This window comes from Rhizobium sp. Leaf453 (genome assembly GCF_001425605.1).
Taxonomy (GTDB): Bacteria; Pseudomonadota; Alphaproteobacteria; order Rhizobiales; family Rhizobiaceae; genus Pararhizobium.
In genome coordinates, this window is the sequence record NZ_LMRG01000016.1 from 1 (window position 1) to 12,457 (window position 12,457).

23 protein-coding genes and 1 pseudogene are annotated in these 12,457 nt (G+C 58.6%); all 24 read left to right on the forward strand.

Going from position 1 to position 12,457, the window contains the following annotated elements; translation table 11 throughout:
* Window positions 1–98: pseudogene (locus tag ASG68_RS30770) on the forward strand (elongation factor Tu); the annotation flags it as partial.
* 338 nt (window positions 99–436) lie between these two features.
* On the forward strand, window positions 437–745 hold the full coding sequence (gene rpsJ, locus ASG68_RS17695) for a 30S ribosomal protein S10 (protein ID WP_003507767.1): 309 nt from the start codon (window positions 437–439) through the stop codon (window positions 743–745).
* Window positions 746–885: 140 nt separating this feature from the next.
* Window positions 886–1,566, forward strand: a complete 681-nt coding sequence (rplC, locus tag ASG68_RS17700) for a 50S ribosomal protein L3 (protein ID WP_062582461.1) — start codon at window positions 886–888, stop codon at window positions 1,564–1,566.
* A gap of 12 nt (window positions 1,567–1,578) precedes the next feature.
* Entirely contained in the window at window positions 1,579–2,199 is a 621-nt protein-coding gene (gene rplD / locus ASG68_RS17705; protein WP_062582463.1) for a 50S ribosomal protein L4, read from the forward strand.
* Window positions 2,196–2,489: a 50S ribosomal protein L23 gene (locus tag ASG68_RS17710; protein ID WP_037100585.1), complete on the forward strand. Its 294-nt coding sequence runs from the start codon at window positions 2,196–2,198 to the stop codon at window positions 2,487–2,489. The genes rplD and ASG68_RS17710 overlap by 4 nt, the downstream gene beginning before the upstream one ends.
* Before the next feature lie 11 nt (window positions 2,490–2,500).
* Window positions 2,501–3,337: a 50S ribosomal protein L2 gene (gene rplB / locus ASG68_RS17715; protein WP_062582466.1), complete on the forward strand. Its 837-nt coding sequence runs from the start codon at window positions 2,501–2,503 to the stop codon at window positions 3,335–3,337.
* Between the two features lie 15 nt (window positions 3,338–3,352).
* Window positions 3,353–3,631, forward strand: coding sequence for a 30S ribosomal protein S19 (gene rpsS, locus ASG68_RS17720; protein WP_056335754.1), 279 nt, complete (start codon window positions 3,353–3,355; stop codon window positions 3,629–3,631).
* Between the two features lie 2 nt (window positions 3,632–3,633).
* Window positions 3,634–4,023, forward strand: a complete 390-nt coding sequence (rplV, locus tag ASG68_RS17725) for a 50S ribosomal protein L22 (RefSeq protein WP_056335750.1) — start codon at window positions 3,634–3,636, stop codon at window positions 4,021–4,023.
* The gene (gene rpsC / locus ASG68_RS17730) at window positions 4,023–4,736 is read left to right on the forward strand and encodes a 30S ribosomal protein S3 (protein ID WP_062582468.1); all 714 of its coding nucleotides are present in this window, start codon (window positions 4,023–4,025) and stop codon (window positions 4,734–4,736) included. The genes rplV and rpsC overlap by 1 nt, the downstream gene beginning before the upstream one ends.
* Before the next feature lie 38 nt (window positions 4,737–4,774).
* Entirely contained in the window at window positions 4,775–5,188 is a 414-nt protein-coding gene (gene rplP / locus ASG68_RS17735) for a 50S ribosomal protein L16 (RefSeq protein ID WP_062582470.1), read from the forward strand.
* Window positions 5,189–5,200: 12 nt separating this feature from the next.
* A complete protein-coding gene (gene rpmC / locus ASG68_RS17740; RefSeq protein WP_037100598.1) occupies window positions 5,201–5,401 on the forward strand; it encodes a 50S ribosomal protein L29 in 201 nt (66 codons plus the stop codon).
* A 13-nt stretch (window positions 5,402–5,414) separates the two neighbouring features.
* Entirely contained in the window at window positions 5,415–5,651 is a 237-nt protein-coding gene (gene rpsQ / locus ASG68_RS17745; protein ID WP_062582472.1) for a 30S ribosomal protein S17, read from the forward strand.
* Window positions 5,652–5,888: 237 nt separating this feature from the next.
* Window positions 5,889–6,257, forward strand: coding sequence for a 50S ribosomal protein L14 (gene rplN, locus ASG68_RS17750; protein WP_018328276.1), 369 nt, complete (start codon window positions 5,889–5,891; stop codon window positions 6,255–6,257).
* Window positions 6,258–6,269: 12 nt separating this feature from the next.
* Window positions 6,270–6,581 carry a 50S ribosomal protein L24 gene (rplX, locus tag ASG68_RS17755; protein ID WP_062582474.1) on the forward strand — a complete coding sequence of 104 codons (312 nt, stop codon included), beginning with the start codon at window positions 6,270–6,272 and terminating at the stop codon, window positions 6,579–6,581.
* On the forward strand, window positions 6,574–7,134 hold the full coding sequence (gene rplE, locus ASG68_RS17760) for a 50S ribosomal protein L5 (protein WP_062582476.1): 561 nt from the start codon (window positions 6,574–6,576) through the stop codon (window positions 7,132–7,134). The genes rplX and rplE overlap by 8 nt, the downstream gene beginning before the upstream one ends.
* A gap of 30 nt (window positions 7,135–7,164) precedes the next feature.
* Entirely contained in the window at window positions 7,165–7,470 is a 306-nt protein-coding gene (gene rpsN, locus ASG68_RS17765) for a 30S ribosomal protein S14 (RefSeq protein ID WP_062582478.1), read from the forward strand.
* A 12-nt stretch (window positions 7,471–7,482) separates the two neighbouring features.
* Entirely contained in the window at window positions 7,483–7,881 is a 399-nt protein-coding gene (rpsH, locus tag ASG68_RS17770) for a 30S ribosomal protein S8 (protein WP_037169466.1), read from the forward strand.
* A 42-nt stretch (window positions 7,882–7,923) separates the two neighbouring features.
* Complete coding sequence (gene rplF / locus ASG68_RS17775; protein WP_062582480.1) at window positions 7,924–8,457, forward strand: 50S ribosomal protein L6; 534 nt, start codon at window positions 7,924–7,926, stop codon at window positions 8,455–8,457.
* Window positions 8,458–8,469: 12 nt separating this feature from the next.
* Window positions 8,470–8,832, forward strand: a complete 363-nt coding sequence (gene rplR, locus ASG68_RS17780) for a 50S ribosomal protein L18 (RefSeq protein WP_062582482.1) — start codon at window positions 8,470–8,472, stop codon at window positions 8,830–8,832.
* A 134-nt stretch (window positions 8,833–8,966) separates the two neighbouring features.
* Complete coding sequence (gene rpsE, locus ASG68_RS17785) at window positions 8,967–9,536, forward strand: 30S ribosomal protein S5 (protein ID WP_062582484.1); 570 nt, start codon at window positions 8,967–8,969, stop codon at window positions 9,534–9,536.
* Between the two features lie 13 nt (window positions 9,537–9,549).
* Entirely contained in the window at window positions 9,550–9,753 is a 204-nt protein-coding gene (rpmD, locus tag ASG68_RS17790) for a 50S ribosomal protein L30 (RefSeq protein ID WP_062582486.1), read from the forward strand.
* Between the two features lie 13 nt (window positions 9,754–9,766).
* Complete coding sequence (gene rplO / locus ASG68_RS17795) at window positions 9,767–10,237, forward strand: 50S ribosomal protein L15 (protein ID WP_062582488.1); 471 nt, start codon at window positions 9,767–9,769, stop codon at window positions 10,235–10,237.
* Between the two features lie 233 nt (window positions 10,238–10,470).
* Window positions 10,471–11,811: a preprotein translocase subunit SecY gene (gene secY / locus ASG68_RS17800; RefSeq protein ID WP_062582490.1), complete on the forward strand. Its 1,341-nt coding sequence runs from the start codon at window positions 10,471–10,473 to the stop codon at window positions 11,809–11,811.
* Window positions 11,808–12,404, forward strand: a complete 597-nt coding sequence (locus ASG68_RS17805) for an adenylate kinase (protein ID WP_062582491.1) — start codon at window positions 11,808–11,810, stop codon at window positions 12,402–12,404. Before secY ends, ASG68_RS17805 begins: the two co-directional genes overlap by 4 nt.
* Window positions 12,405–12,457: the final 53 nt, after the last annotated feature.

The window sequence follows — 12,457 nt, forward strand, 5'->3', positions numbered from 1 at the left end:
TGATCGTTCCGATCGCGATGGAAGAAAAGCTGCGCTTCGCGATCCGCGAAGGCGGCCGCACCGTCGGCGCCGGCATCGTCGCAAGCATCGTCGAGTAATACTTCGCTCGTCGGGTAATCTCGACGAACGGTTTCGTCGGTCTTGGCCGACGGTTGGAAACGGCACGCCATAGGTGCCGTTTCCCGATCATTTTTTGGTCGAAGCATGCGGTTTTCCCGTATGCCTCTCGAATTGGCGGGAGCGCGAAAAAAATCGTGCTTCCGTAGGCGTTCGGTCATTGTATCGGACGCCGATTCCGTATATGTGGCGGGTCGAATTGCAGAAACGGACAGAGAGCGATTTGCTCTTTGGGCTCTTTGAAGCATCAGCACCCGGAAACGAATGACGAAATGCCTCGATTGGGGCGTTCGCGTAACAAACAATAAGGATAACTCGAATGAACGGCCAGAATATCCGTATCCGCCTCAAGGCGTTTGATCACCGGATTCTTGATGCCTCCACGCGGGAAATCGTTTCGACGGCCAAGCGCACAGGCGCTTCGGTTCGTGGTCCGGTGCCGCTTCCCACGCGCATTGAAAAGTTTACGGTCAACCGTTCGCCCCACGTGGACAAGAAGAGCCGTGAACAGTTCGAGATGCGCACCCACAAGCGCCTCCTCGACATCGTTGACCCGACTCCGCAGACCGTTGACGCGCTGATGAAGCTCGACCTCGCTGCCGGCGTAGACGTCGAAATCAAGCTTTAAGAACAAGGAAGGTACGTGGACTTCGGTCCAACGGCTTCCAAAAACGGGCGACCCTTCCGATCGGATGATCTCGAGGGAAACCTTAAACCAGAGGTGCCGAGGGGCTTGCCCCGGAGCTAACTCTCAAGAGGAATGAACCAATGCGTTCAGGTGTGATTGCACAGAAAGTTGGGATGACCCGCGTCTATAACGACGCTGGTGAGCATGTCCCGGTTACAGTATTGCGGCTGGAGAACTGCCAGGTAGTTGCCCACCGCACGGAAGACAAGAACGGCTACACCGCAGTACAGCTGGGTGCCGGCCAGTCGAAGGTCAAGAATACGAGCAAGCCGTTGCGCGGTCAGTTTGCTGCCGCAAGCGTCGAGCCGAAGGCAAAGGTCGTCGAGTTCCGCGTTTCGTCGGACAACCTGATCGAGATCGGCGCCGAGCTCACCGCAAACCACTTCATCGCCGGCCAGCTGGTCGACGTGACCGGTACCTCGGTCGGTAAGGGTTTCGCGGGTGCCATGAAGCGTCACAACTTCGGCGGTCTGCGTGCAACGCACGGCGTTTCCGTATCGCATCGTTCGCATGGTTCGACGGGTAACAACCAGGATCCGGGTAAGGTCTGGAAGGGCAAGCGCATGGCTGGTCACATGGGCCAGACGCGCATCACCACCCAGAACCTCGAAGTGGTCTCCACCGATGAAGACCGCGGCCTGATCCTCGTCAAGGGCGCCGTACCCGGCTCCAAGGGCGCATGGATCGTCGTTCGCGACGCCATCAAGTCCGGCACTCCGGCTGACGCTCCGCGTCCTGCCGCCGTGCGCGCAGCCAAGTAAGGGGGCCAGATCATGGATCTCAACGTCACCACACTCGAGGGCAAGGAAGCCGGTACGGTTTCGCTGTCCGACGCGATTTTCGGCCTTGAGCCGCGCGAAGATATCATTGCCCGCGTCGTTCGCTGGCAGCTCGCCAAGAAGCAGCAGGGTACGCATAAGGCCAAGGGTCGTGCAGAAGTCGCACGCACCGGCGCCAAAATGTTCAAGCAGAAGGGTACGGGCCGCGCTCGTCACCATTCGGCTCGCGCTCCGCAGTTCCGCGGCGGTGGCAAGGCTCACGGCCCGGTTGTTCGCAGCCACGCCCATGACCTGCCGAAGAAGGTTCGTGCTCTCGGCCTGCGCCATGCGCTGTCGGCCAAGCTGCGCGCCGAAGAGCTGATCATCGTTGACAGCTTGGTTGCTGCCGAAGCCAAGACGAAGGTGCTGACCGGCGCGTTCGCGACGCTCGGCCTGACCAACGTGCTGTTCATCGGCGGCGCCGAGCTCGACAGCAACTTCAAGCTCGCAGCCCAGAACATCCCGAATGTGGACGTTCTGCCGGTTCAGGGCATCAATGTTTACGATATTCTGCGTCGCGGCAAGCTGGTCTTGTCCAAGGCCGCAGTTGAAGCTCTCGAGGAGCGGTTCAAATGACTGACCTTCGCCACTACGATGTGATCCTGGCTCCCTCGATCACCGAAAAGTCGACGCTGGTTTCTGAACAGAACCAGATCATCTTCAACGTCGCCAAGGGCGCGTCGAAGCCGGAAATCAAGGCTGCGATCGAAGCGCTGTTCGGCGTCAAGGTCACTGCTGTGAACACGCTGGTCCGCAAGGGCAAGCTGAAGCGCTTCCGCGGTTTCGCGGGCCGGCAGAAGGACGTCAAGAAGGCTATCGTCACGCTTGCTGACGGTCAGACCATCGACGTCTCCACCGGACTCTGAGGAATAGAACAATGGCATTGAAAAGTTTCAATCCGACGACCCCGAGCCAGCGCCAGCTGGTCATCGTCGACCGGTCCGGCCTCTGGAAGGGCAAGCCGGTCAAGGCTCTGACCGAAGGTCTGACCTCCAAGGGCGGTCGTAACAACACCGGTCGCATCACCGTTCGCTTCCAGGGCGGCGGTCACAAGCGGTCCTACCGCCTGGTCGACTTCAAGCGTCGCAAGTTCGACGTTGAGGGTACGGTCGAGCGTATCGAATACGATCCGAACCGCACCGCGTTCATCGCGCTGATCAACTACGCCGATGGCGAACAGGCCTACATCCTCGCTCCGCAGCGCCTCGCTGCCGGCGACAAGGTCATCGCTTCGGAAAAGGCTGTCGACGTCAAGCCGGGCAACACCATGCCCCTGCAGTACATGCCGGTTGGCTCGATCATCCACAATGTGGAGATGAAGCCGGGCAAGGGTGGTCAGATCGCTCGTTCGGCTGGCGCCTACGTCCAGCTCGTTGGCCGCGACCAGGGTATGGCGATCCTTCGCCTGAACTCGGGCGAACAGCGCCTCGTGCATGGCTCTTGCCTCGGCACGATCGGTGCGGTTTCGAACCCCGACCACGGCAACATCAACGACGGCAAGGCCGGTCGTTCGGTATGGCGTGGCAAGCGTCCGCACGTTCGCGGCGTCGTCATGAACCCTGTTGACCATCCGCACGGCGGTGGTGAAGGCCGCACCTCGGGTGGCCGTCATCCGGTATCGCCCTGGGGCAAGCCCACCAAGGGCAAGCGCACGCGCTCGAACAAGTCGACCGACAAGTTCATCATGCGCTCGCGTCATCAGCGTAAGAAGTAAGAGAGGAAGTCTCCAATGGCTCGTTCAGTATGGAAAGGTCCGTTTGTTGACGGCTATCTTCTCAAGAAGGCTGAGAAGGTTCGTGAAGGCGGTCGCAACGAAGTGATCAAGATGTGGAGCCGTCGCTCCACCATCCTGCCGCAGTTCGTCGGTCTCACGTTCGGCGTCTACAACGGCAGCAAGCATGTGCCGGTCAGTGTCAACGAAGACATGGTCGGTCACAAGTTCGGTGAATTCTCTCCGACCCGGACCTATTACGGTCACGGTGCGGACAAGAAGGCAAAGAGGAAGTAATTATGGGCAAGGCAAAAGCCGAACGCCGGCTGAAGGATAATGAAGCGCAGGCAGTTGCGCGCACGATCCGCGTCAGCCCCCAGAAGCTCAACCTGGTTGCCGCGATGATCCGCGGCAAGAAGGTCGACCGGGCTCTGGCTGAACTCGAATTTTCGCGCAAGCGCATTTCGGACACCGTCAAGAAGACGCTGGAATCCGCAATCGCCAACGCGGAAAACAACCATGATCTCGACGTCGACTCGCTCGTCGTTGCCGAGGCTTACGTCGGCAAGTCCATCGTCATGAAGCGTTTCCACGCTCGTGGCCGTGGCCGTGCATCGCGTATCGAAAAGCCTTTCGCGCACCTGACGATCGTTGTTCGCGAAGTCGAAGCTAAAGGGGAGGCCGCATAATGGGTCAGAAGATCAATCCAATCGGCTTCCGCCTCGGCATCAACCGTACCTGGGACAGCCGCTGGTTCGCCGATAACGCAGAATACGGTCAGCTTCTTCACGAAGACCTGAAGATCCGTGCTTTCGTTATGGAAGAACTGAAGCAGGCCGGCATTGCCAAGGTGGTCATCGAGCGTCCGCACAAGAAGTGCCGCGTCACGATCCACTCGGCCCGCCCGGGCCTCATCATCGGCAAGAAGGGCGCAGACATCGAAAAGCTGCGCAAGAAGATCGCCGAAATGACCAAGTCGGAAACGCACCTCAACATCGTTGAAGTTCGTAAGCCGGAAGTCGACTCGACACTCGTCGCCCAGTCGATCGCCCAGCAGCTGGAACGCCGCGTGGCTTTCCGTCGTGCCATGAAGCGTGCCGTTCAGTCGGCCATGCGTCTTGGCGCCGAAGGCATCAAGATCACCTGCGGCGGCCGTCTCGGCGGTGCTGAAATCGCGCGTACGGAATGGTACCGCGAAGGTCGCGTGCCGTTGCACACGCTGCGTGCGGACATCGACTACGGTGTGGCTGAAGCCCAGACCGCTTTCGGTATCTGCGGCATCAAGGTCTGGATCTTCAAGGGCGAAATTCTCGAGCACGATCCGATGGCTTCCGAGCGTCGTTCGTCCGAGGCTGATGCCCAGGGTCCGAGCAGCAACAACCGTCGTCGCGAAAACGCGTAACAGTCGTTCCTGGCAGCTAATATCGGAGAAGTAAAAAAATGTTGCAGCCAAAGCGTACTAAGTACCGCAAGCAGTTCAAGGGACGCATCAAGGGCGTCGCCAAGGGCGGTTCCGACCTGGCTTTCGGTGAATTCGGCCTGAAGTCTCAGGAGCCGAACCGTGTGAACGCTCGTGAAATCGAAGCGGCCCGCCGCGCGATCACCCGTCACATGAAGCGTGCGGGTCGTGTATGGATCCGCGTATTCCCAGACGTACCGGTCACGGCAAAGCCGACCGAAGTCCGCATGGGTAAAGGTAAGGGTTCGGTCGAATACTGGGCAGCAAAGGTCAAGCCCGGCCGAATGATGTTTGAAATCGACGGCGTCAGCGAAGAACTTGCCCGCGAGGCACTTCGCCTTGGTGCTGCGAAACTCTCTGTCAAGACGCGCTTCGTACAGCGCATTGCAGAGTAAGGAGTAAAGCCCATGAAAGCCGATACCGTTCGCGCGCTCAGCGCCGACCAGCTCAACGAAGAGCTTGCCAAGCTGAAGAAGGAGCAGTTCAACCTGCGCTTCCAGAAGGCCACCGGCCAGCTCGAAAAGTCGTCGCGCATCAACGAAGTCCGCAAGGACATTGCGCGCGTCAAAACCATTGCCCGCCAGAAGGCGGCAGAAGCCAAGGCCTAAGGACCAGAACAATATGCCAAAACGCATTCTGCAGGGCACAGTCGTCAGCGACAAGAACGACAAGACCGTTGTGGTCCGTGTCGAGCGTCGCTTCGCGCACCCGATCTTCCAGAAGACCGTTCGTCGGTCCAAGAAGTACAAGGCGCATGACGAGAACAACCAGTACAAGGTCGGCGATCAGGTTTCCATCGAGGAATGCGCGCCGATCTCCAAGGACAAGACCTGGACGGTCGTTTCCGCCCAGTCTTAATTCTTAAGACTTTCTCGTCAGGCCCTTGCGTCTGGCGAGAAAATCTGTATGAAGCAGCGCAAGGACGCTCGGCTACGAGCGTTCTTTTGCTTTGAGCGCACGGAAGGTCCGTTTTCGGAAACCACCCTGGCAACGATCGATCCCGCGCGAGAACAGAAATTTACAAGCTGGAACAGGGGGCCCTCCGTCTGAGAGGTTGGCCCAACCGGTCCGGTCACAACAAGAAGGCGACCTGACATGATTCAGATGCAAACAAACCTCGACGTGGCGGATAATTCCGGCGCACGTCGTGTCATGTGCATCAAGGTGCTGGGCGGCTCCAAGCGCAAATACGCTTCGGTCGGCGACATTATCGTCGTTTCGATCAAGGAAGCTATTCCGCGCGGCCGCGTCAAGAAGGGTGATGTGATGAAGGCGGTTGTCGTTCGCACCGCCAAGGACATCCGTCGTCCGGACGGCAGCGTCATCCGGTTCGATAACAACGCAGCTGTTCTTATCGACAACAAGAAAGAGCCGATCGGCACCCGTATCTTCGGACCGGTTCCGCGCGAACTCCGCGCCAAGAACCACATGAAGATCATCTCGCTGGCTCCAGAAGTGCTGTAAGGAGCGATAGAGATGCAAAAGATTCGCAAGGGCGACAAGGTCGTCGTATTGACCGGCAAGGACAAAGGCCGCTCCGGAGAAGTTCTCCAGGTTCTGCCTAAGGAAGATCGGGCTGTAGTGCGTGGCGTGAACATGGTGAAGCGTCACCAGCGCCAGACCCAGAGTCAGGAAGCCGGCATCATCAACAAGGAAGCATCGATCCATCTGTCGAACATCGCGATCGTTGACCCGCAGGACGGCAAGCCGACCCGCGTTGGTTTCAAGATCGAAGGTGACAAGAAGGTTCGCGTTTCGAAGCGTTCGGGAGTGTCGATCGATGGCTGACACCAAGAAGTACGAGCCCCGTCTGAAGACGGAATACGTTGAGCGTATCAGCAAGGCGATGCAGGAGAAGTTCTCCTACGCAAACGTCATGCAGATCCCGCGCCTCGACAAGATCGTCATCAACATGGGCGTTGGCGAATCGACCGCTGATTCGAAGAAGCCGAGCGTTGCGGCAGCCGATCTCGCTGCCATCGCTGGCCAGAAGCCGGTCATCACCCGTGCCCGCAACTCCATCGCCGGCTTCAAGCTGCGCGAAGGCATGCCGATCGGCGCAAAGGTTACCCTGCGCGGCGTTCGCATGTATGAATTCCTGGATCGCCTGATCAACATCGCGCTGCCGCGCGTTCGAGATTTCCGCGGCCTGAATGCGAAAAGCTTTGACGGCCGTGGCAACTTCGCCATGGGCATCAAGGAACACATTGTGTTCCCGGAGATCAACTACGACAAGGTTGATCAGATGTGGGGCATGGACATCATCGTTTGCACGACGGCAACGAACGACGACGAAGCGCGCGCTCTGCTCACAGAGTTCAACTTCCCGTTTCGCCAGTAAGCCGTAACGACAAGCAGAAGGATAAGTTGAATGGCGAAGACGAGCGCAATTGAAAAGAACAATCGCCGCCGTAAGTCGGTTGCCCAGGATGCCTCCAAGCGGGCAGCCCTGAAGGCAATCATCATGAACCAGTCCCTTCCGATCGAAGAGCGCTTCAAGGCGACTCTGAAGTTGGCGAGCCTGCCGCGTGACGGTTCCAAGACCCGCATTCGCAACCGTTGCGAAGTGACCGGTCGCCCGCGCGCATATTATCGCAAACTCAAGATGTCGCGTATTGCGCTTCGTGAACTTGGCAATTTCGGCAAGGTGCCGGGCATTGTTAAGTCGAGCTGGTAAGGAGACGGACACATGGCAATGACAGATCCGCTGGGCGATATGCTCACCCGTATCCGTAACGGTGCAGCACGCCGCAAGTCGAGTGTTTCCACTCCGGCTTCGAAGCTGCGCGCACGCGTTCTGGACGTCCTTCAGGCTGAAGGCTACATCCGCGGTTACTCGGAAACTGAATTCGGCAACGGCAAGGCCGAGCTGAACATCGAACTGAAATACTATGAAGGTGCATCGGTCATCCGCGAGATCGGCCGTGTATCGAAGCCGGGCCGCCGGGTTTATGTCTCGGTCAAGTCCATTCCGCAGGTCGCGAACGGTCTCGGCATCACCATCCTTTCGACTCCGAAGGGTGTGATGGCTGATCACCAGGCACGCGAACAGAACGTAGGCGGCGAGGTTCTTTGCTCCGTATTCTAATACGGCGCAAGGATCTCCATAACGGACAGACAGGGTACAACAATGTCTCGTATCGGTAAGAAGCCCGTTCCGGTTCCGGCAGGCGTCACGGCCACGGTTAATGGCCAGACGGTGACTGCAAAGGGCCCGAAGGGCGAACTCTTCTTCGTTGCTAACGACGAAGTTCTCGTAACGCTGGAAAACAACGCTGTTGCCGTTGCTCCGGTCAGCCAGTCGAAGGATGCTCGCTCGAAGTGGGGCATGTCCCGCACGATGATCGAGAACATCTTCAAGGGCGTCAAGGACGGCTACGAAAAGAAGCTCGAAATCAACGGCGTCGGTTATCGTGCGTCGCTTCAGGGCAAGAACCTGCAGTTGGCTCTCGGTTTCAGCCACGACGTGGTCTATCAGACTCCTGAAGGCATCACGATTGCTGTGCCCAAGCCGACGGAAATCGTCGTCACCGGCATCAACAAGCAGCAGGTCGGCCAGGTTGCCGCGGAAATCCGCGAATACCGTGGCCCCGAGCCCTACAAGGGCAAGGGTGTCAAGTATGCCGGCGAGCGGATCGTCCGCAAAGAAGGCAAGAAGAAGTAAGGATCACGCGAAATGGCTACAAGAAAAGATGTACTTGTGCGTCGCGCCGCTCGCGTGCGCCGTCAAGTCAAGGCAGTGGCCAATGGCCGTCTGCGCCTGTCCGTTCATCGTTCTTCCAAGAACATCTACGCACAGGTTATCGATGATGTCGCTGGCAAGACGCTCGCGTCTGCCTCGACCCTCGACACCGATCTGCGTTCGTCGCTCAAGACGGGCGCTGACACGGCAGCAGCCGCTGCTGTTGGCAAGCTCCTTGCAGAGCGCGCCTCGAAGGCTGGCATCAAGGACGTTGTCTTTGATCGCGGCGCCTTCATCTATCACGGCCGCGTCAAGGCGCTCGCCGAGGCAGCCCGCGAGGGTGGCCTGAACTTCTGATGCAATTTTCCAGGCATTCGTGTCTGGACTTGAACAAGTTGCACGGATACTACCCGGTCGCTTCGGTTCAATGAAACCGAAGCGACTTTTGTCAATCTGCCGATTGCACCCGGAAAAGAAAAAGGAAAAGGACAATGGCACAGGAAAAAAGAGGTTCTCGCGAAGATCGCCAGAACCGCGAGGAGCGCGACAGCGAATTCGTCGATAAGCTCGTCGCCATCAACCGCGTCGCAAAAGTCGTGAAGGGCGGCCGTCGTTTCGGCTTTGCTGCTCTCGTCGTCGTCGGCGACCAGAAGGGCCGCGTTGGCTTCGGCCATGGCAAGGCACGTGAAGTGCCGGAAGCCATCCGCAAGGCCACCGAAGCCGCCAAGCGCGAACTGATCTTCGTTCCGCTGCGTTCGGGCCGCACGCTTCATCACGACGTCCATGGCCGTCACGGCGCAGGCAAGGTTCTGCTCCGCTCCGCCAAGGCCGGTACCGGTATCATCGCCGGTGGTCCGATGCGCGCTGTCTTCGAAACGCTCGGCATGCACGACGTTGTTGCAAAGTCGACCGGTTCGTCGAACCCGTACAACATGATTCGCGCCACGTTCGACGCTCTGAAGAATCAGGCGCATCCGAAGGATGTCGCGGCACAGCGCGGCCTGAAATATGCCACGCTCCAGGCCCGTCGTGCGTCCGCCGGCGTCGCTTCCGAAGAATAAGGGAGCCTGAACAATGGCTAAGAAAGAAGTTGCAAAGAAGACGGTTTCGGTCGAGCAGATCGGAAGCCCCATTCGCCGGCCTGCCATTCAGCGTCAGACGCTGATCGGTCTCGGCCTCAACAAGATGCACCGGGTTAGCGTTCTGGAAGATACACCTTCCGTTCGTGGCATGATCCGTGCCGTCCAGCACCTCGTTCGCGTCGTCGACGAGAAGTGAGGGGGATACCATCATGAAACTGAATGAAATCAAGGACAACGAAGGTTCCACCAAGAACCGCAAGCGCCTCGGCCGTGGTATCGGCTCGGGCTCGGGCAAGACCGGTGGCCGTGGTGTCAAGGGTCAGAAGGCTCGTTCGGGCGTTGCCATCAACGGCTTCGAAGGCGGCCAGATGCCCATCTACCGTCGTCTGCCGAAGCGCGGCTTCAACAACATCTTCCGTTCGGACTTTGTTGTCGTGTCGCTCGGCCGTATCCAGACCGCCATCGATGCCAAGAAGCTCGACGCTTCGAGCGCCATCGATGCTGCTGCCCTGACGGCTGCCGGCGTTATCCGCCGCGCCAAGGACGGCGTTCGCGTTCTCGCTGACGGTGAACTGAAGGCAAAGGTAACGGTAGAAGTTGCCGGCGCATCCAAGGCCGCGATCGAAAAGATCGAGAAGGCTGGCGGTTCGATCAAGCTGCTTTCGGGCGCTGCTGAATAAATTGTTGCTCATGAACCGCCCGGGTTGCTTCACACCGGGCGGTTTTGCGCCCATATGACGTCACGGGAATACGCGCCGGCTTATACGGCGCGGAACATTGAACGGGAACCACGGCGAGGCGCATGATTGCGGATGCAGTCTTTTCCAAGCCGGTTTTCATAAAAAGAAGATAGCTTTTTCCGGAGCTGACCGGGTTATCCCGCGGGTTCCGAACTGGCTACGCGGAGTATTGCATGGCTTCTGCAGCGGAACAGCTCGCCTCCAACCTGAATTTTGCGACTTTCGCTAAAGCGGAAGATTTGAAACGCCGCCTCTGGTTCACCCTGGGCGCGCTTCTGGTTTATCGACTCGGTACCTATATCCCGCTGCCAGGCCTCAATCCCGAGGCATTCGCGCAGGCTTTTGCCGGCCAGAGCGGCGGTATCCTGGGTCTCTTCAACATGTTTTCCGGCGGTGCTGTCGAGCGCATGGCGATCTTCGCCCTCGGCATCATGCCTTACATTTCCGCCTCCATCATTGTTCAGCTGATGACTTCCGTGGTTCCGTCGCTTGAGCAGTTGAAGAAGGAAGGCGAGCAGGGCCGTAAGGTCATCAACCAGTATACGCGTTACGGCACGGTGCTGCTCGGCACGCTGCAGGCCTACGGCATTGCGGTCGGCCTCGAGAGCGGCAACGGCCTAGTCGTCGACCCTGGCTGGTTCTTCCGCATTTCCACGGTTATTTCGCTGCTCGGCGGTACGATGTTCCTGATGTGGCTCGGTGAGCAGATCACATCGCGCGGTATCGGCAACGGTATTTCGCTGATCATTTTCGCCGGCATCGTCGCGCATTTGCCGACCGCCATGGCCAGCACGCTCGAACTCGGCCGCACCGGCGCTCTGTCGACGCCGCTGATTCTGATGATCATCGTCATGGTCGTTGCCGTCATCGCGCTGATCGTCTTCGTGGAACGTGCCCAGAGAAGGCTTCTGATCCAGTATCCGAAGCGCCAAGTGGGCAACAAGATGTTCCAGGGCGATACGTCGCACCTGCCGCTGAAGCTCAACACCTCCGGCGTTATCCCGGCGATCTTCGCGTCTTCGCTGCTGCTGCTGCCGGCGACCATCGCAGGCTTTGCCAACACGTCTTCTACGCCCGGATGGGTCACCACCATCATTGCGGCCTTGGGGCATGGCCAGCCGCTCTACATGGTGCTGCAGGCGGTAATGATCGTGTTCTTCGCGTTCTTCTATACGGCGATCGTGTTCAATCCGAAGGATACCGCCGACAATCTGAAAAAGCATGGCGGTTTCATCCTGGGCATTCGTCCGGGTGAACGCACCGCCGAATATATCGATTACGTCCTGACCCGCATCACCGTCATCGGTGCGATTTATCTCACGTTCGTCTGCATTCTGCCTGAAGTCATGATCGCGCAGACCGGCGTGCCGTTCTACCTTGGTGGTACGTCGCTTTTGATTGTTGTCAGCGTCACCCTTGATACTGTAGCACAGATACAGGGTCACCTGATTGCCCAGCAGTATGAGGGGTTGATCAAGAAGTCGAAGCTGCGTGGAGGGAAGAGGGGCCGATGAGACTGATATTCTTGGGACCGCCGGGAGCAGGCAAGGGTACACAGGCCAAGCTGCTGACGGAAAAGTACGGTATTCCGCAACTGTCCACCGGTGACATGCTCCGGGCGGCAGTCCAGGCGGAAACCGATGTCGGCAAGCGCGCCAAGGCCGTCATGGACGCCGGCCAGCTGGTGTCGGACGAAATTGTCAACGAGATCGTTTCGGACCGGATCGATTCTCCGGACTGTGCGAAGGGCTTCATCCTCGATGGCTACCCGCGTACGGTTCCACAGGCGGTTGCGCTCGGCAAGATGCTGGAAGGCAAGGGCTTGCGGCTCGATTCCGTCATCGAACTGAAAGTCGATGAAGATGCGCTTGTGCGCCGGATCGAGAATCGCGTAGCAGAGACCATTGCCGCTGGCGGCAAGGTTCGCTCGGACGACAATCCGGAAGCTTTCAAGAAGCGTCTTGTCGAATATCGCGAAAAGACGGCACCGCTGTCGCAGCACTATTCTGTGACTGGCGAGTTGAAGACGATTGATGGAATGGCTCCGGTCGATACCGTCACCTCCGAAATCAACAGAATCTTGGCTTCGGTTTCCGCTGACGCCTGAAAATGACTGCTGGGGAGTTGACTTTTGCAGTCGATTCCTTCAAAGACCGCGCT

Coding starts and splice junctions, on each gene's coding strand:
- rpsH (WP_037169466.1), top strand. CDS start 7,483: ATGGCAATGACAGATCCGCTGGGCGATATGCTCACCCGTATCCGTAAC.
- rpsC (WP_062582468.1), top strand. CDS start 4,023: ATGGGTCAGAAGATCAATCCAATCGGCTTCCGCCTCGGCATCAACCGT.
- rplC (WP_062582461.1), top strand. CDS start 886: ATGCGTTCAGGTGTGATTGCACAGAAAGTTGGGATGACCCGCGTCTAT.
- ASG68_RS17710 (WP_037100585.1), top strand. CDS start 2,196: ATGACTGACCTTCGCCACTACGATGTGATCCTGGCTCCCTCGATCACC.
- rpsE (WP_062582484.1), top strand. CDS start 8,967: ATGGCACAGGAAAAAAGAGGTTCTCGCGAAGATCGCCAGAACCGCGAG.
- rpmD (WP_062582486.1), top strand. CDS start 9,550: ATGGCTAAGAAAGAAGTTGCAAAGAAGACGGTTTCGGTCGAGCAGATC.
- rpmC (WP_037100598.1), top strand. CDS start 5,201: ATGAAAGCCGATACCGTTCGCGCGCTCAGCGCCGACCAGCTCAACGAA.
- rplV (WP_056335750.1), top strand. CDS start 3,634: ATGGGCAAGGCAAAAGCCGAACGCCGGCTGAAGGATAATGAAGCGCAG.
- rplX (WP_062582474.1), top strand. CDS start 6,270: ATGCAAAAGATTCGCAAGGGCGACAAGGTCGTCGTATTGACCGGCAAG.
- rpsQ (WP_062582472.1), top strand. CDS start 5,415: ATGCCAAAACGCATTCTGCAGGGCACAGTCGTCAGCGACAAGAACGAC.
- secY (WP_062582490.1), top strand. CDS start 10,471: ATGGCTTCTGCAGCGGAACAGCTCGCCTCCAACCTGAATTTTGCGACT.
- rplN (WP_018328276.1), top strand. CDS start 5,889: ATGATTCAGATGCAAACAAACCTCGACGTGGCGGATAATTCCGGCGCA.
- rplR (WP_062582482.1), top strand. CDS start 8,470: ATGGCTACAAGAAAAGATGTACTTGTGCGTCGCGCCGCTCGCGTGCGC.
- rpsJ (WP_003507767.1), top strand. CDS start 437: ATGAACGGCCAGAATATCCGTATCCGCCTCAAGGCGTTTGATCACCGG.
- rplD (WP_062582463.1), top strand. CDS start 1,579: ATGGATCTCAACGTCACCACACTCGAGGGCAAGGAAGCCGGTACGGTT.
- rplE (WP_062582476.1), top strand. CDS start 6,574: ATGGCTGACACCAAGAAGTACGAGCCCCGTCTGAAGACGGAATACGTT.
- rpsS (WP_056335754.1), top strand. CDS start 3,353: ATGGCTCGTTCAGTATGGAAAGGTCCGTTTGTTGACGGCTATCTTCTC.
- rplO (WP_062582488.1), top strand. CDS start 9,767: ATGAAACTGAATGAAATCAAGGACAACGAAGGTTCCACCAAGAACCGC.
- rplF (WP_062582480.1), top strand. CDS start 7,924: ATGTCTCGTATCGGTAAGAAGCCCGTTCCGGTTCCGGCAGGCGTCACG.
- rplP (WP_062582470.1), top strand. CDS start 4,775: ATGTTGCAGCCAAAGCGTACTAAGTACCGCAAGCAGTTCAAGGGACGC.
- rpsN (WP_062582478.1), top strand. CDS start 7,165: ATGGCGAAGACGAGCGCAATTGAAAAGAACAATCGCCGCCGTAAGTCG.
- ASG68_RS17805 (WP_062582491.1), top strand. CDS start 11,808: ATGAGACTGATATTCTTGGGACCGCCGGGAGCAGGCAAGGGTACACAG.
- rplB (WP_062582466.1), top strand. CDS start 2,501: ATGGCATTGAAAAGTTTCAATCCGACGACCCCGAGCCAGCGCCAGCTG.